Annotated in this window: 19 protein-coding genes; 10 read left to right on the top strand and 9 right to left on the bottom strand. The window is 66.3% G+C overall.

Translation table 11 applies throughout. From position 1 onward, the window contains the following. From Q1W68_RS03030 to Q1W68_RS03000, 7 genes are all read right to left on the bottom strand, one after another. Nucleotides 1–430 (bottom strand): tryptophan 2,3-dioxygenase family protein (locus Q1W68_RS03030; protein WP_300715569.1); only part of this gene is annotated, 430 nt, incomplete at its 3' end. Nucleotides 431–432: 2 nt separating this feature from the next. After that, nucleotides 433–1,710 carry a kynureninase gene (gene kynU, locus Q1W68_RS03025; RefSeq protein WP_300715568.1) on the bottom strand — a complete coding sequence of 426 codons (1,278 nt, stop codon included), beginning with the start codon at nt 1,708–1,710 and terminating at the stop codon, nt 433–435. After that, nucleotides 1,707–2,336 (bottom strand): arylformamidase, encoded by a 630-nt coding sequence (gene kynB / locus Q1W68_RS03020; RefSeq protein WP_300715567.1) that lies wholly within the window; start codon nt 2,334–2,336, stop codon nt 1,707–1,709. The genes kynU and kynB overlap by 4 nt, the downstream gene beginning before the upstream one ends. A 92-nt stretch (nt 2,337–2,428) precedes the next feature. Continuing rightward, nucleotides 2,429–2,743 (bottom strand): YkgJ family cysteine cluster protein, encoded by a 315-nt coding sequence (locus tag Q1W68_RS03015; RefSeq protein ID WP_300647817.1) that lies wholly within the window; start codon nt 2,741–2,743, stop codon nt 2,429–2,431. Then, on the bottom strand, nt 2,740–3,669 hold the full coding sequence (locus tag Q1W68_RS03010) for a class I SAM-dependent methyltransferase (protein ID WP_300647815.1): 930 nt from the start codon (nt 3,667–3,669) through the stop codon (nt 2,740–2,742). The genes Q1W68_RS03015 and Q1W68_RS03010 overlap by 4 nt, the downstream gene beginning before the upstream one ends. After that, nucleotides 3,669–4,616: an ornithine carbamoyltransferase gene (argF, locus tag Q1W68_RS03005; protein WP_300715565.1), complete on the bottom strand. Its 948-nt coding sequence runs from the start codon at nt 4,614–4,616 to the stop codon at nt 3,669–3,671. Before argF ends, Q1W68_RS03010 begins: the two co-directional genes overlap by 1 nt. Then, nucleotides 4,613–5,824 carry an aspartate aminotransferase family protein gene (locus Q1W68_RS03000; RefSeq protein ID WP_300715563.1) on the bottom strand — a complete coding sequence of 404 codons (1,212 nt, stop codon included), beginning with the start codon at nt 5,822–5,824 and terminating at the stop codon, nt 4,613–4,615. The genes argF and Q1W68_RS03000 overlap by 4 nt, the downstream gene beginning before the upstream one ends. 278 nt (nt 5,825–6,102) lie before the next feature. On the opposite strand from Q1W68_RS03000, the gene Q1W68_RS02995 reads away from it, so the two are divergent. Beyond that, nucleotides 6,103–6,423 carry a DUF3579 domain-containing protein gene (locus tag Q1W68_RS02995; protein ID WP_300647809.1) on the top strand — a complete coding sequence of 107 codons (321 nt, stop codon included), beginning with the start codon at nt 6,103–6,105 and terminating at the stop codon, nt 6,421–6,423. 240 nt (nt 6,424–6,663) lie between these two features. Here Q1W68_RS02995 and rpsT read toward each other — a convergent pair whose 3' ends face one another. Then, nucleotides 6,664–6,963, bottom strand: coding sequence for a 30S ribosomal protein S20 (rpsT, locus tag Q1W68_RS02990; protein ID WP_069047062.1), 300 nt, complete (start codon nt 6,961–6,963; stop codon nt 6,664–6,666). 117 nt (nt 6,964–7,080) lie between these two features. Here rpsT and murJ point away from each other — a divergent pair, with 117 nt between their 5' ends. The 5 genes from murJ (at nt 7,081) to Q1W68_RS02965 (ending at nt 11,690) form a co-directional block, all read left to right on the top strand. Further along, the gene (gene murJ, locus Q1W68_RS02985; RefSeq protein WP_300647807.1) at nt 7,081–8,640 is read left to right on the top strand and encodes a murein biosynthesis integral membrane protein MurJ; all 1,560 of its coding nucleotides are present in this window, start codon (nt 7,081–7,083) and stop codon (nt 8,638–8,640) included. A gap of 32 nt (nt 8,641–8,672) precedes the next feature. Beyond that, nucleotides 8,673–9,530: a tetratricopeptide repeat protein gene (locus tag Q1W68_RS02980; protein ID WP_300647805.1), complete on the top strand. Its 858-nt coding sequence runs from the start codon at nt 8,673–8,675 to the stop codon at nt 9,528–9,530. A gap of 155 nt (nt 9,531–9,685) precedes the next feature. Then, on the top strand, nt 9,686–10,078 hold the full coding sequence (locus tag Q1W68_RS02975; RefSeq protein WP_300715561.1) for a PA2779 family protein: 393 nt from the start codon (nt 9,686–9,688) through the stop codon (nt 10,076–10,078). Nucleotides 10,079–10,140: 62 nt separating this feature from the next. Beyond that, nucleotides 10,141–11,058, top strand: a complete 918-nt coding sequence (locus Q1W68_RS02970) for a PA2778 family cysteine peptidase (RefSeq protein WP_300647802.1) — start codon at nt 10,141–10,143, stop codon at nt 11,056–11,058. Further along, nucleotides 11,058–11,690, top strand: coding sequence for an NAD-dependent dehydratase (locus Q1W68_RS02965; RefSeq protein WP_300647800.1), 633 nt, complete (start codon nt 11,058–11,060; stop codon nt 11,688–11,690). Before Q1W68_RS02970 ends, Q1W68_RS02965 begins: the two co-directional genes overlap by 1 nt. 4 nt (nt 11,691–11,694) lie before the next feature. Here Q1W68_RS02965 and purM read toward each other — a convergent pair whose 3' ends face one another. Next, nucleotides 11,695–12,732 carry a phosphoribosylformylglycinamidine cyclo-ligase gene (gene purM, locus Q1W68_RS02960; RefSeq protein ID WP_300715559.1) on the bottom strand — a complete coding sequence of 346 codons (1,038 nt, stop codon included), beginning with the start codon at nt 12,730–12,732 and terminating at the stop codon, nt 11,695–11,697. Between the two features lie 162 nt (nt 12,733–12,894). On the opposite strand from purM, the gene Q1W68_RS02955 reads away from it, so the two are divergent. From Q1W68_RS02955 to pcnB, 4 genes are all read left to right on the top strand, one after another. After that, complete coding sequence (locus tag Q1W68_RS02955; protein ID WP_300647796.1) at nt 12,895–13,992, top strand: AI-2E family transporter; 1,098 nt, start codon at nt 12,895–12,897, stop codon at nt 13,990–13,992. Between the two features lie 11 nt (nt 13,993–14,003). After that, entirely contained in the window at nt 14,004–14,690 is a 687-nt protein-coding gene (gene hda / locus Q1W68_RS02950) for a DnaA regulatory inactivator Hda (RefSeq protein WP_300655493.1), read from the top strand. Next, nucleotides 14,687–15,355, top strand: coding sequence for an HAD family hydrolase (locus Q1W68_RS02945; RefSeq protein WP_300715558.1), 669 nt, complete (start codon nt 14,687–14,689; stop codon nt 15,353–15,355). Before hda ends, Q1W68_RS02945 begins: the two co-directional genes overlap by 4 nt. After that, a partial coding sequence (gene pcnB / locus Q1W68_RS02940) for a polynucleotide adenylyltransferase PcnB (RefSeq protein ID WP_300715557.1) occupies nt 15,352–16,210 on the top strand: 859 nt, incomplete at its 3' end. The genes Q1W68_RS02945 and pcnB, both read left to right, overlap by 4 nt.

The following is a 16,210-nucleotide window of genomic DNA, read 5'->3' as shown; positions in this document are numbered from 1 at the left end:
ATTCGATGCAGCGGTACTGGTGGCTCTGGAAGCCGCTGGACTGCGCGAGGTAGGGGCGCAGCGCGCTGTATTCGGGCGGTGTCATGGTGGCGAGCACGTCCCAGGCGTGCACCAGCTGTTCCATGATCTTGCTCACGCGCGCGAGCATCTTGAACGCGGGTTGCAGCTCGTCCTGCGCGATGTGTGCAATGGCTGCGTGCAGCTCGTGCAGCATGAGCTTCATCCAGAGTTCGCTGGTCTGGTGCTGGATGATGAAGAGCATCTCGTCGTGCGCGGGCGAGAGCGGTTTCTGGGCGTTGAGGATGCTGCCGAGCTGGAGGTAGTCGCCGTAACTCATGTCGCGGCTGAAGTCGAGCTGTGCGCCTTCCTCGCGCACGATGTCTTCGGGCTTGGCGCTGTCGGTGGTGGTGGGCGGGTGGTGCGGGCACATGTTCAGGTCACCGCGTGTTTGGTGTTGAATTCGGCGCGGCGCCATTCGCCGGTCTCCAGCACCTGGCGCAGATGGTCGGCTGCGTTCCACACGTCTTCGAAGCCGATGTAGAGCGGTGTGAAACCGAAACGCAGGATGTCCTTGTGCTGGCCGGCATCGCCCGCGCGGTAGTCGCCCACCACGCCGCGTGCGATGAGGGCCTGCACGATCGCGTAGGCGCCGTCGTCTTTGGTCAAACACACTTGCGAGCCGCGCTGTGCATGGTCCAGCGGTGTGGCCAGGCCAATGCCGTGGCCCTGGCAGCGTTCGTCCACCAGCGAGATGAAGAGGTCGGTGAGCGCGAGCGACTTGCGGCGCAGCGCGGCCATGCCGCCCAAGGCTTCAGCGGCCAGCACCGTGTCCACGCCGCAGTCAAGCGCAGCCAGGCTGATCATGGGTTGGGTGCCGCACTGGTAGCGGGTGATGCCGGGCGCGGGCTGGTAGTCCGGCGTGAAGGCGAAGGGGGTGGCGTGGCCCCACCAGCCGGCGAGGGGCTGCCAGAAGCGGTCGGTGTGGCGCGGGTTCACCCAAACGAAAGCCGGCGCGCCCGGGCCGCCGTTGAGGTATTTGTAGCCGCAGCCCACCGCGTAGTCGGCGCCCGCGCCGGTGAGGTCCACCGGCACCGCGCCGGCGCTGTGCGCCAGGTCCCACAGCATGAGCGCGCCGGCCGCGTGGGCGGCGGCGGTCACGGCCGGCATGTCGTGCATGGCGCCGGTGCGGTAGTTCACGTGGGTGAGCATGAGCACGGCCACCTCGGGCGTGAGTGCCGCGGCGATCTCGTCGGGCTCGACCAGCACCAGCTCGAAGCCACGCTCTTTGCACAGGGCCTCGGCGATGTAGAGGTCGGTTGGGAAGTTGCTGCGTTCGCTCACGATGCGTTTGCGCTGCGGGTGGTCGGCGGTGCTGAGGTTGATGGCGGCCGAGAGCACCTTGAAGAGGTTGATGGAGGTGCTGTCGGTGGCCACCACGGTACCGGGCGCGGCGCCGATCAGGCGCGCGATCTTGTCGCCCACCCGGCCGGGCATGGTGAACCAGCCGTTCTTGTTCCAGCTCTGGATCAGGTCGACTCCCCACTCGCGGGTCACCACGTCGGCCACGCGCGCAGGTGCGCTGCGCGGCATCACGCCGAGCGAATTGCCGTCGAGGTAGATGGTGCCTTCGGGCAACAGGAAGAGCTCGCGCAGGGCGCGCAGCGGGTCTTGCGCGTCGAGCGCGCGGCAGTCTTGCAGGGTGGTGGTCATGGGAGTTCTCGGAGGATGGCGCGCACGGGGCTGGCGTCGGCGGTGGTGAGTTTCAGGGGCAGGGCGATGAGCTCGTAGTCGCCCTCGGGCACGTCGTCGAGCAGCAGGTTTTCCAGCACCCGCAGGCCGCGGCGGCGGATGGTCTGGTGGCTGTCCAGCGTCTTGCTGTTGGCCGGGTCGATGCTTGCGCTGTCGATGCCGATCAGCAGCACACCGAGGTCGGCCAGTTGCTCCACGGTCTCGGGCGCGAAGGCGGGCAGGTCGTTGTCGAACGCGTCTTGCGGCTGGTGTTCATACACGCGCAGCAGCACGCGCTGCGGCAAGTCTTTCAAAGCATGAGCAATGTGTTCGGGCTTCACCAGCGGGCCACAGCCGATGGCGTGGATCACGCGGCAGGGCCCGAGGAAGGCGTCGAGCGAGACCTCACCGATGGGCGCACCGTTGGCGTCGTAGTGCAGCGGCGCATCGGCATGCGCGCCCACGTGGGGCGAGAGCGTGATGGCGCTCACGTTGACCGGGCAGCCCGGGCCGATGGTGGCGGCCCAGGTCTGCGTGTAGGCCGTGTCGCCCGGAAAGACCGGGGCATGGGCGTGTATGGGTGGGGAGATGTCCCAGCGTTTTTTCATGGTGCGGTGAAGGTAGCACCGTGAAAAAACCCGTGGTGTCGGTTAATCCCAACAGGCGTCAAAAATGCTTGAGACCTGAAGTAATTGAGGGTTCAGTCTGCGCCGCCGACCGGCGGCAGGCCGTGGCGTTGGCGCGCGCGGGTGCAGGCCTCGCTGCCTTCTTCAAACTCGCGGCAGGGCGAGGGGCGCCACTCGTAAATGCCGCAGCCGATCTGGTCGCCGAGCCGGCCGGTGAGGGCGGCGCAGCGGGGTGGTGAATGGTCGGTGCCGCGCATGCGCATGGTGGTGTCGGTGACCTCCACCGCCAGGCCCGAGGGCACGCTGCCGCCCATGTCCTGCATCTCGTGGACCGAGAAGTCGACGCGGAAGCAGGCGCAACAGGCGCCGCAACTGGTGCAGGCACTCATGTGGCTGCCTTGGCGACCGCAGGTGCCCGGTACACCAGCACCTTGAGCGAGCGGTCTTCCGATACGTCGGCAAACACCGCCGGGTTGGCCAGGCGCTGCTCGAACACCAGTTCGGGCGCAGCCTCGCGCATCTGGTCCATCAGGAAGGCCGGGCTGAGTTGCGGCGCGTTGAGGCAGAGCAGCACACGGCCCTCCGGCCGCAGCAGATCGGGCAGGCGGCGCATGAGTTTGAGGTAGTCCTGCGTGGCAATGAAGCTGCCTTTCTGGTGGCTCGGCGGGTCGACGATGACCAGGCCGTAAGGGCCGCCGCGCGTGATCTTGCCCCAGGTCTTGAAGATGTCGTGCACGAGAAAACTCGCGCCTTCCTTCAGCGCGTTCAGCGGGTGGTTCTGCTGGCCGATGGCCATGGCACCGGCGCTCATGTCCACGTTGACCACCTGCTTCGCGCCGCCTTGCAAGGCCACCACCGAAAACGCACAGGTGTAGGCGAACAGGTTGAGCACCTTGTGGCCCGCCGCGTGCTCGCGCACCCACTGGCGGCCTTCGGCCATGTCGAGGAAGAGGCCGTGGTTCTGGCCTTTGAGCAGGTGCACCAGGTAACGCGCGCCGCGCTCGGTGACCACGTGCGGTTCGGGCACGCTGCCGGCCATCAGGCGCGTGTCCGCCGGGCCGTCACCCCGGCACTGGAACACCCAGTTCAGGGGTTCACCCGGTGCGATCTCGCTCCAGCGGGCTTGCAGTGCTTCGCCAATGACGGCCAGCGTGTCGTCGGCCACCGGCTGGAAGCTGGTGAGCAGCCAGACCGGTGCAAACGCGTCCAGTGTCCACTGCTCGCAGCCCGGGTACAGACCGCCGCGGCCGTGGAACACCCGGCGCGCGTCGGTGCCGGGTTCGATGCGCGCGATCGCGTCGAGCAGGGCCTGCATCAAGCCAGGCGGCCGAGCAGCAGAAACTCCATCAAGGCCTTCTGCGCGTGCATGCGGTTCTCGGCCTCGTCCCACACCACCGACTGCGGACCGTCGATCACTTCGGCGCTGACCTCTTCGCCGCGGTGCGCCGGCAGGCAGTGCATGAAGAGCGCGTCGGGTTTGGCCTGGCGCATCATGTCCTCGTCCACACACCAGCGCTTGAAGGCCTCGCGGCGCACTTCGTTTTCGGACTCGAAGCCCATGCTCGTCCACACGTCGGTGGTGACCAGATCGGCACCCGCGCAGGCCTCGCGCGGGTCCTTGAACACCTGGTAGCAGTCGCGGTTGCTGATGCCGGCGAGCACCGGGTCGACCTCATAGCCGCCGGGCGTGCTCACATGCACCGTGAAGCCCAGCAGCTCGGCCGCCTGCAGCCAGGTGTTGGCCATGTTGTTGCCGTCGCCCACCCAGGCCACCACCTTGCCTTTGATGGCGTCCAGCGGCTGGCCGCTGGCAGCGGGTCGGTACTCCACCAAAGTGAACAGGTCGGCCAGGATCTGGCAGGGGTGGAATTCGTTGGTCAGGCCGTTGATGACCGGCACGCGCGAATGCGCAGCAAACGCTTCGATCTTGCTTTGCTCGAAGGTGCGGATCATCACCAGGTCGACCATGCGGCTGATCACCTTGGCGCTGTCTTCAATGGGTTCGGCGCGGCCCAGCTGGCTGTCGCCGGTGGTGAGGTGCACCACCGAGCCACCCATCTGGTACATGCCGGCCTCGAAGCTCACGCGGGTGCGGGTGCTGGCCTTCTCGAAGATCATGGCCAGCGTGCGGTCGGGGTCGGCGAAGGGCTGGTACTTCTCGAAGGCCTTGAATTTTTTCTTGATGTGGGCGGCGCGCGCCAGCACGTGGGCGCATTCGTCCGCGCTCAGGTCCTTGAACTGCAGGTAGTGGCGGATCGTCATGTCGGGCTTTGCTCGGCGAGGAAGGCGTGGATCAGCGGCAGCAGGATGGCGAGCACTTCGTCGGCCTCGGCGATGGTCATGATCAGCGGCGGCACCAGGCGGATCACGCTGTCGGCGGTGACGCTGATCAGCAGACCCGCGTCGGCGGCGCGCTGGGTGAGGGCGCCGCAGGGGTGGTTGAGTTCCACGCCGATCATCAGGCCCTGGCCTCGGATGTCTTTGAGGCCCGGGTGACCGCCCAGGCTTTTCACCAGCGCGTCGTGCATGTGCGCACCCACGCGCTCGGCGTTGGCCAGCAGCCCGTCTTCTTCAATGATGCGGATGGTTTCCACCCCGGCGCGCATGGCCAGCGGGTTGCCGCCGAAGGTGGTGCCGTGGTTGCCGGGTTGGAAGATGTTGGCGGCCTTGGGGCCGGCCACCACCGCGCCGATGGGCACGCCCGAGCCCAGTCCCTTGGCCAGCGGCATGACGTCGGGCAGGATGCCCGCCCACTGGTGCGCGAACCACTTGCCGGTGCGGCCCATGCCGCACTGCACCTCGTCGATCATGAGCAGCCAGTCCTGCGGGTCGCAGAGGGCGCGCACGTCTTTCAGGTACTGCGCGCGCATCGGGTTCACGCCGCCTTCGCCCTGGATGGTCTCGAAGAACACCGCCACCACATTGGGGTTGCCCACCGTGGCTTTCTTCAGCGCCTCGATGTCGTTGGCCGGCACGCGGATAAAACCTTCCACCAGCGGACCGAAGCCGGCTTGCACCTTGGGGTTGCCGGTGGCCGAGAGCGTGGCGATGCTGCGGCCGTGGAAGGCCTTCTCGTAGACCACGATCTCCGGGCGCTCGATGCCCTTGTCGTGGCCGTACTTGCGCGCCAGCTTCAGCGCGGCTTCGTTGGCTTCCAGTCCGGTGCTGCAGAAGAACACGTTGCTCAGGCCCGAGCGCTCCACCAGCATCTGCGCCAGGCGTTCCTGGTCGGGCACGTGGTAGTAGTTGCAGCAGTGGATCATCTTGGCCACCTGGTCCTGCAGGGCCGGCACCAGTTTGGGGTGGCCGTGGCCCAGGGTGTTCACGGCGATGCCGGCCAGCGCGTCGATGTATTCCTTGCCGTTCACGTCCCACACGCGCACGCCCTTGCCGTGCGACATCGCGATCGGCAGGCGGCCGTAGGTGTTCATCACATGGGGCGAGGCAACGGGATTGAGGGCGGCGTTCATGCGGTGACTCCGGGAAAGTGGGGCGCTGGAGGGCCAAAAAGAAAGCGGCTCAACGCAGGTTGAGCCGTCGAAGCGCGATTTTAGGCGCAGCAGCCGGGCATCATCATTGCTTGTTGGGCATCGCTGAAATGCGCGACGACCGGGTCTCTGGACCCCGGGTTATCCCTCGTTTCAAGTCTTATATAAGATAGAATACCTGACGCTTCTGCGGTCGAGCGATCCTCGTTGCCGTGGTGGTTTTCTCCTCTGCACGGCCCTCCATCCGAAGGCTTCTCCCGATGGTTTCACCGACAGCCAAACAAGTCTTCATCCAGGGCATCACCCAGAACGGCCGCACCTTCCGGCCGAGCGACTGGGCCGAGCGTCTGGCCGGCGTCATGAGCCCGTTTCGCCCCGGTGGCGCCCAGCCCGGCAGCCACCTGAGCTATTCCCCCTGGTGCGTGCCCAACACCATCAACGGCATCAAGTGCGTGGTGGTGCACGTGGATCTGCGCGAAGCCGAACCCATGGCGTGGGACTTCTGCATGAACTTTGCGCGCGACAACGACCTGCAGGTGGCCGAGGCTTGTCTGCTGCCCGACCCGCCTCGGTCTGTTTGAGTTTTCTCCGGCTGGCCCGGTCATCGGCGCCCACGCAGCAGAGCGCCCAGCCTCCGCAAGCCCACAAGCCCGCTGGCTGCACGTGTGAGGCGTTTTCGAAATACGCGGGCCGGCAGAAGCCCAGACGCAAAAAAGCCGTCTTGCGACGGCTTTTTTGCTTTTGCTGGCAGCGCACCCGTTTCAAACGGCAGGCCAAAATGGGCCCGGGCTGGTGGTCTGGCGGGGCCAGACCGGTGGGTTTCAGGCAGCGGCTGCTGCGAGGCCCTTGACTTTGGTCGACAGGCGGCTCTTGTCGCGAGCGGCCTTGTTTTTGTGGAAGATGCCCTTGTCGGCAACGATGTCCACCACTTTTTGCATCTTGGCGAACAGCTCGGTCGCCTTGTCCTTGTCACCGGCCAGAACGGCTTTTTCCACGTTCTTCACAGCGGTGCGGTATTTCGAGCGCAGCGAGGTGTTGGCTGCATTGATCTTGACGTCCTGGCGCACGCGCTTGCGGCCAGACGCCAGACGGGGGTTCTTTTTCTTCGGCTTGGTTGCCATGGTGTGATTCCTTCAATGTTTGGGGATGATGCCAGCAAAGCCCGCGATTTTAGCACGGGCCAGTGCGCCAGCAACCCACACCCGGGCGGCCCGCCCACCCGTCGCTACACTCGCGCCGTGACCCTGTTCAAATCCGCTTCCCTCGTCTCCCTGCTCACCCTGGCTTCGCGCATCACGGGATTGGTGCGCGAACTGCTCATGGCGGCCACGTTCGGCGCCAGCGCGCTGACCGATGCGTTCAACGTTGCGTTCCGCATCCCCAACCTGCTGCGCCGCCTGTTCGCGGAGGGCGCGTTCAGCCAGGCGTTCGTGCCGGTGCTGGCCGGGGAGCGTGAAACACACGGCGATCAAGCGACGCGGCAGATGGTCGACCAGATCGCCACCGTGCTGGCCTGGGCGCTCACCGTCACCTGTGTGCTGGGCGTGCTGGGCGCGCCGGTGCTGGTGTGGGCCATGGCCAGCGGTTTGAGCGAAGAGGGTTTCAACGCTGCCGTGTTCATGACGCGCTGGATGTTTCCCTACATCGCGTTCATGTCGTTCGTGGCGCTCTCAGCCGGCATTTTGAACACCTGGCGGCGTTTTGCCGTGCCGGCGGCCACGCCGGTGCTGCTCAACGTGGCGATGATCGCCGCCGCGTACTGGGGTGCACCGTGGTTCGCCACACTCGGCATCGAGCCGATCTTTGCCATGGCCGGTGGTGTGCTGCTGGGTGGCGCACTGCAGCTCGGCGTGCAGCTGCCCGCGCTGCGCAAGCTGGGCATGCTGCCGCGCGTGAGCCTGCGCTGGTCAGGCTTGAAGGCCGCCTGGGCACACCCGGGCACACGCCGCGTGACCACGCTCATGCTGCCGGCTCTGCTGGGCGTGAGCGTGGCGCAGGTCTCGCTGCTGATCAACACCCAGATCGCTTCGCACCTGGCCACCGGCAGCGTGAGCTGGCTCACCTATGCCGACCGACTCATGGAGTTCCCCACCGCCATGCTCGGTGTGGCCTTGGGCGTGGTGTTGCTGCCGCAGCTCGCGGCGGCCAAGGCGGCCGACGACACGGTTCGCTACAGCGGCCTCCTCGACTGGGGCCTGCGTCTGGTGGTGCTGCTGGCCGTGCCCTGCGCGGTGGCCCTGCTCACGTTCGCTCAGCCGCTCGTGGCGGTGCTCTACCACTACGGAGCCTTCACCGCCGCCGACGTGCAGCGCACCGCGTCGGCGCTCATGGGTTATGGCGCCGGTCTCATCGGCCTCATCGCCATCAAGGTGCTGGCACCGGGCTTCTATGCGCGGCAAGACATCCGCACCCCGGTGAAGATCGCCATCGTGGTGCTGATCCTCACCCAGGTGCTCAACTATGTGTTGGTGCCCTATCTGGCGCACGCCGGCCTGGCACTGGCCATCGGCATCGGCGCCATGGTCAATGCCCTGTTTTTGCTGATCGGCCTGATGCGGCGGGGCGCCTACAAACCCTCGCCCGGTTGGGCCCGCTTTGCCTCGCAGGTGGTGGCGGCCAGTGCCTTGCTGGCGGTGTTCTTGATGTGGGTGGCCGCGCGGGTGAACTGGCTCGGATTTGAAGGACAGGCGCTTCAGCGCGTGGGCCTGCTGACGCTTTGTGTGCTCGGCGGTGTTTTGGTCTATTTTCTTACCCTGTTGCTGGCGGGTTTGAACTTGCGGCAGTTCGTTCGAAAATGACGTAACCTGCGGGATCATCGAACCCGGCCGCCATGCCCTCCACCTACGCCTTCACGCCACCCACACCCCTGGGCTACTTTGCCGCTCTCGTGGGAGAAGAGGATGCGTTCCCCTTGTTCGAAGCGGCGGCCTCCATTGCGCAAGACGAGTATCCGGATCTGGACATCCAGCAGGTGCTCGGTGACGTGGACCAGATGTTGTCCCGTGTGAAGCGGCGCTGCAACCCGGACGCCGGCCCGCTGCAGCGGCTTCGAACGCTCAACCAGTTTTTCTTCCGCGACATGGGCTTTGGCGGCAACGTCAACAACTACTACGACCCGGACAACAGCTACATCAACGCGGTGCTGCGCACGCGCCGCGGCATTCCGATCACGCTGGCCGTGCTGTGGCTGGAACTGGCCCAGGGTCTCGGCTTGAAGGCGCGCGGCGTCAACTTTCCCGGGCACTTCATGGTGAAGGTCAACCTGCCCAATGGTCAGGTCGTGATCGATCCCTTCACCGGGCAGTCGCTCAGCCGTGAAGACCTCTCCGAGCGGCTGGAGCCCTACAAGCGGCGCAACGGTCTGGTGGACGATTTCGATGTGCCGGTGGGCCTGTACCTGCAGGCCGCCACGCCGCGCGACATCGTCGCCCGGCTGCTGCGCAACCTGAAGGAAATCCACCGCACGCAAGAGGACTGGTTGCGGCTCATCGCGGTGCAGGATCGCCTGCTCATCCTGCTGCCGGACGCCTGGTCCGAGTACCGAGACCGCGGTCTCGCCTGGGCCGAAATGGGCGATTTGCGGCTGGCGGTGAGCGATCTGGAAATCTACGTCGAGCACGCCGACGACACCCTGGACCGCGAGGCCATCGCGCAGCGTGTGCAGGAGCTGCGGCGCGCGCTCAACTGAAACCGTCTGTTCTCTGGCGCACACAAGTCGCCTTGGCCGTGGTGCGTGTGTGACGCCTTGTAAAGCCGGTTGACGCGCTCCCTGCGCGCTGTGAGGATCAAGCTCAGGCAGCGAGTTTTTCCCTGCCGTTTTTCTTCACCTTTGAGACCCACAACATGATGAAAACAATCAAACGCCTCATTGCAACTGCGCTGATCCCCTGCATGGCTTTCGCCGGTGTGCCGCTCACGGCACAGGCCGCGATGGTGTCGACCGAACAGGCGATGGTGACCGCTGCCGGTGATGCCGACCGCGACCACGTCAGCGCCTTCTTCACCCGGGCCGACGTTCAGACCGCTCTGCAAGCACAAGGCGTGAACGCCAACGACGCCATTGAACGTGTGAAAGCCATGTCCGACGTGGAAGTGGCCCAGCTGGCCGACCGTGTTGACCAAGCCCCCGCGGGTGCGGGTGTGGTCGGTGTGTTGTTCACCGTGTTCCTGGTCTTGCTGGTGACCGACATCCTGGGCTTGACCGCGGTGTTCCCGTTCACCCGCAGCATTCGATGAAGTCCTGGCGACTTCGCTGTTCAGCCCCCGCTCTGGCGGGGGTTGTTCTTTGTGGGTTGCTCTTGAGCGGTTGCGCCACGCCGCCGCAGTCGGCCGCCTTGCAGCGCACCTGGCCGGCGCAGCTCCCACAGCAGGTGCTTCTTGACCGGGTGCCGTTTCACCCGCAGGACGACCTGCTGTGTGGTCCCGCCACGCTGGCCATGGTGGCGCAGGCCGCGGGCGCCAGCGTCACGCCCGGGCAGCTCACACCACAGGTGTACTTGCCCGGCCGCGAGGGGGCACTGCAAACCGAGATGCTGGCCGCCACGCGCCGGCAGGGCTTGGTCGCCTACCCGTTGGCGCCCGATCTGCAGACCGTGTTGACCGAGGTCGCCAGTGGCCATCCGGTGCTGGTGCTGCAAAACCTTTCCCTCCCGATCAAGCCCATGTGGCACTACGCCGTGGTGGTCGGTTACGACCATGCGAAGCAGCACGTCGTGCTCCACTCGGGGACCACCGAGCGCCTGGTGATGCCGATGAGCACGTTTGAGAACACCTGGGCGCGTTCGTCACACTGGGCCATGCGCGCCAGCCGGCCCGACCAGCTGCCGGTGACGGCGCAGCCCGATGACTGGGCGGTGGCGGTGTCGGCGCTCGAGCGTTCCAGCCCGCAGGCGGCGCGCACCGCCTACGCCACGGGATTGCAGAAATGGCCGCAGCACCGCATCAGCCGGCTGGGTCTGGGCAACACCGCCTACGCGCTCGGTCAGCGCGCAGAGGCAGCCCAGGCCTTCGAGGCCACCACGCGGGCCCATCCCGATTTCGCCGATGCCTGGAACAACCTGGCCCAGGTGCGACTGGAGTTGGGCCAGTTGCCTGCCGCCCGGCAGGCGGCGCAGCAGGCGGTTGCGCTGGGGGGCGCCCGGCTGGCGAACTACCAGACCTTGCTGAAAACCATCGAAAACAAGCTGGCCGCCGCACCCGCTTCAAGGACACGCTGATGAAACAACTCTTGCTGGTGGGCGCCACCGGGCTGGTCGGCGGTCACGTGCTGCAACAAGCGCTGGCCGATCCGGCCGTGGTTCGCGTCATCGCGCCCACGCGCCGTTCGCTGGTGCCGCACCCCAAGCTGCTGAACCCCTTGGTCGATTTCGAGCGGTTGCCCGACGACGCCGACTGGTGGGCGGTGGACGCGGTGGTCTGCACGCTGGGCACCACCATCCGGGTGGCGGGTTCTCAGGCCGCGTTTTACAAGGTGGACCACGATCACCCGCTGGCCGTGGCCCGTCTGGCGCGGCAACACGGCGCGCAGGCATTTGCCTTCAACTCGGCGCTGGGCGCCGATGTTGCCTCCAAGGTGTTTTACTCGCGCACCAAGGGCGAGACGGAACGCGATCTTCAGGCGGTGGGCTACCCATCGTTGGCCTTTGTGCGTCCCGGTCTGATCGGAGGCCATCGAGCGCAAAGCCGCCCGGCCGAGCAGCTGGCCGTGGCGGTGTCAGGCTGGGTCGGCCCGCTGCTGCCCAAGCGTTACCGCGTGGTGCCGGCCGAGCGCATTGCACACCACCTGCTGCAAGCAGCCATGGTGGCTGCGCCCGGTGTGCACGTGTTGCCGTCGGAAGCCTTGCTGTAAGGCCTCAGGCCAACACCACAGCCGCGCCATCGCCGCGCGGGGCAATGTGGCCGATCTCGAACACGGTTTCGCCCAGACCGCGCAGCGTGGCTGCGCAGGCGACAGCTTCGGCGGCGTCGATCACCACCACCATGCCGATGCCGTTGTTGAACGTGCGGTTCATCTCGATGTCGTCGATGCCGGCGGTCTTCTGCAGCCAGGCGAACAGCTCGGTTTGCGGCCAGCTGCCTTTGACCAGATGCGCCGCCGTGCCCTCGGGCAACACGCGGGGGATGTTCTCCAGCAGACCGCCGCCTGTGATGTGGGCCAGGGCCTTGATCGGGTGGGCGGCGAGTGCGGCCAGCACGTTCTTCACATAGAGCCGCGTCGGTTTCATGATGGCTTGCTTGAACGGCTTGCCGTCCAGCGTGGCGGGCAGATCGGCGCCCGCGCGCTCGATGCACTTGCGCACCAGCGAGAAACCGTTGGAGTGCACGCCGTGCGAGGCCAGGCCCAGCACCACGTCACCGGGCTTCACGCTCTGGCCGGTGAGGATCTTTGATTTTTCGACCGCGCCCACGCAGAAGCCGGCCAGGTCGTATTCGCCCGCCGGGTACATGCCGGGCATCTCGGCGGTTTCACCGCCGATGAGGGCGCAGCCGCTGAGTTCACAGCCCTGGGCAATGCCGCCCACCACGGCCGCAGCGGTGTCCACGTCGAGCTTGCCGCAGGCGAAGTAATCCAGGAAGAACAGGGGCTCGGCGCCTTGCACCAGCACGTCGTTCACGCTCATGCCCACCAGGTCGATGCCCACGGTGTCGTGCATGTTCCACTCGAACGCCAGCTTGAGCTTGGTGCCCACGCCGTCGGTGCCGCTCACCAGCACGGGTTCCTGGTAGCGCTTGGGCACCTCGAACAGTGCGCCAAAGCCGCCGATGCCGGCCAGCACGCCTTCGCGCAAGGTCTTTTTGGCCAGCGGCTTGATGCGCTCGACCAGCGCGTCGCCAGCAATGATGTCAACGCCGGCGTCTTTGTACGAAAGGGGGGTGGTGGAAGAGGTCATGTGGATGCTGGCCCGGTGTTAGTGGGGAGAGGTGGGCGAGGCGGTCGTTGGAGCGGGACGCTGGGCGGGTGGGGGGCTTTCGGGTACCCTGAGGGTGCCCCGATAGAATTTGCCCCAGATTTTAAGGGGTCGCCCTCGCGGCCTCATCGACCCTCGCGCTCCATGCCACTGACCTCCAACCAGATCCGCGCCTTGCTCTGGGCCCTGATCGCTGTGGTGAGTGCTTTGCTGCTCTCCCTGCTGGCACCGGTGCTCATGCCTTTTTTGCTGGCCGCCGTGCTGGCCTACGCCCTGCACCCGCTGGTGGAGCGGCTGCACGCCCGGCGCGTGCCACGCTGGCTCGGTGCCGGTCTGGCGATCGCCCTGCTCATGCTGGTGCTGCTGGCTGTCATGTTGCTCATCGTGCCGGTGATCACCAAGCAGGTCCCGCTGCTGCGCGAGCAAGTGCCGCTGCTGCTCGACAGGCTCAACGACGCACTGTTGCCGCTGGCCACCCGCTTCGGCGTCAACCTGCAAGTGGACGTCGGTCAGGTGCGCGACTGGCTGCGCACCTTGATCACCGGCAACGAGAGCGAGCTCATCAACGGCCTGCTGTCGTCGCTGCGCATCGGCGGCAGTGCGCTGGCGGCGGTGGTCGGCAACCTCTTTCTGATGCCCATCGTGGCCTATTACCTGCTGCTGGACTGGACGAACCTGATCGCCCGTGCCAACGGTCTGATTCCTCCGCGCTGGAGCGAAAGCGTGCAGAGCTTCCTGAATGAGACCGACGAGGTGTTGGGCCAGTACCTGCGCGGGCAATTGCTGGTCATGGCGGTGTTGGCCGTGCTCTACACCGTGGCACTCGCACTCGTCGGGCTGGATCTGGCGCTGCCGATCGGCGTCTTCACCGGCCTCGCGGTGTTCGTGCCTTACCTGGGTTTTGGCCTGGGCATGGTGATGGCGCTGTTCGCCGCTGTGCTGCAGTTCCAGACCGTGCTGGGCGTGGCCCTGGTGGGTGGTGTCTATCTGCTGGGGCAGCTGATCGAGAGCCTCTACCTCACACCGCGCCTGCTCGGCGAGCGCATCGGCCTGCACCCGATTGCCGTCATCTTTGCCCTGCTGGCCTTTGGTCACCTGTTCGGTTTTGTGGGCGTGCTGATCGCGCTGCCGGCGAGTGCGGTGCTGCTGGTGGCCATCCGCCGGGTCAAGCGCGGCTATCTGGCCAGCCAGATGTACCTGGGCGATGGGACTTCCCCCAGCAACGGGATCATCGAGCCATGAGCACCGGCCCCATGAAACAGATGGCACTGGACATTGGTCTGGCGCCCGTGCCCACCCTGGCCAACTTCGTGCCCGCCGGCAACGAAGCCGCGCTGGAGCACCTCAAGCTCTGGACCCACAACCTCTTGCGCTCGCCGGTGCCCACCTTTTTGTGGGGCGAGAGCGGCAGCGGCAAGACGCACCTGCTGCGCGCGGTGCGAGAAAGCCTGCGAGAGCACGGCAGCCGCGTGGGCTGGATCAACGTGGACACCCTGGACCCGCCCGAGTTCGACGAGCACTGGGACGCGGTGCTGCTCGATGACTGCCACCTCTACACCGCCACCCAGCAGGCGGCGGCTTTCAACTGGTTTGTGAACGCGCAGAACCCGGCGCACGGCCCGGCGCGCTGGGTGTTGGCCGCGGCCAACTGCCCGCCGGCCGATCTGCGCCTGCGCGAAGACCTGCGCACCCGCCTGGGCTGGGGCCATGTGTTCCAGTTGCACGCGCTGGGCGAAACCGAACGCCGCGGCGTGCTGCGCCGCGCCGCCGACGACCGTGGGGTCTTCCTCAGCGACGAGGTCATGGACTTCATGCTGCGGCGCTTCTCGCGCGACCTCTCCAGCCTCATGCTGCTGCTGGACCAGCTCGACGCCTACGCCCTGCGCACCCAGCGCGCCATCACCATCCCCCTGATCAAATCCATGCTGGAAGACGAATGAGACTGGCGCTTTTTGACCTCGACCACACCCTGATCCCGTTCGATTCCGACTACGCCTGGGGCGAATTCACCGTGAAACTGGGCTGGCGCGATGGCGACAGCTTCTCCAAGGCCAACGACGGCTTCTACGCCGACTACAAGGCCGGCACGCTGGACATCCACCGCTATGTGCGCTTCGCCATCGAGGCGGTGCGCGAGCGTGGTCTGACCACCGCGCGCGAGGCCCACGCGCGCTTCATGGCCGAGGTGGTGCTGCCCTCGCTCAAGGACACGGCCTTGTCGCTGGTGCGTGCCCACCAGGCCGCGGGCGACACGGTCGTGATCGTCACCGCCACCAACGAATTCGTCACCCGTCCGATCGCTCGGGCCTTCGGTGTGGACGAGCTGATTGCCATCGATCTCGCCACCGACGAGCGGGGTGAGCCCACCGGCGAGATCCGGGGCACGCCGTCGTTTCGAGAGGGCAAGGTCGCCCGTGTGGAACAATGGCTGGCCGCGCGTGGCCTGGAATGGGCCGGCGTGCAGCACAGCACCTTCTACAGCGACTCCATGAACGACATGCCGCTGCTGGAAAAAGTGCACGAGCCCGTGGCCACCAACCCGGACGCCCGGCTCCAAGCCATTGCCCTCGAACGGGGCTGGCGCATATTGAACCTATTCGAATGATCAAGAAATTCATTGACAGGCTGCTCGGCAAATCGCCAGCGGCCCCCGCACGCCGCGCCAGCCCCTTCGGCAAACGCGAAGACGTGCCGGTCTCGGTGCACGGCATCGACATCAAGCTGGTGGACCAGCGCGCACTCGACGTGGTGCACACCCTCAAACAGGCGGGCTTTGACGCCTACATCGTGGGTGGTGCGGTGCGCGACCTGCTGCTGGGCTTGCGGCCGAAAGATTTCGACGTGGCCACCAGCGCCACACCCGAACAGGTCAAGGGTCTGTTCCGCCGCGCTTTCATCATCGGCCGGCGCTTCCGCATCGTTCACGTGATCTACGGCCGCGGCCGCGAACACGAAATGATTGAGGTGTCGACCTTCCGCGCCTACCTGGACAGCGCCGACGCCGAGCAGGTGGCGGGCAACGAGCGCACCAGCAAGGGCGAACTCGCCGGCATGAAACACGCGGTGGACGCCAGCGGGCGCGTGCTGCGCGACAACGTGTGGGGCCCGATCGAGCACGACGCCGCGCGCCGCGACTTCAGCATCAACGCCATGTACTACGACCCCGAGTCGCAGACGGTGGTCGACTTCCACCACGGCATCCGCGACGCGAAGAAGAAGACGCTGCGCATGATCGGCGACGCCGCCACGCGCTACCGCGAAGACCCGGTGCGCATCATCCGCGCCGTGCGCTTTGCCGCCAAGCTCAGTGGTCTGGGTTTCACGTTTGATGCCAAGACCCTGGAGCCACTGGCGTCCTCGCGCAAGCTGCTGCTCGACGTGCCGCAGAGCCGCCTGTTCGACGAAATGCTCAAGCTGCTGCAGACCGGCCACGCGCTGGCCAGCGTGGCGCAGCTCAAGG

The sequence above is a fragment of the Hydrogenophaga sp. genome (genome assembly GCF_030158645.1).
Lineage (GTDB): Bacteria > Pseudomonadota > Gammaproteobacteria > Burkholderiales > Burkholderiaceae_C > Hydrogenophaga.
This window is presented reverse-complemented; position numbering and strand designations above follow the sequence as displayed.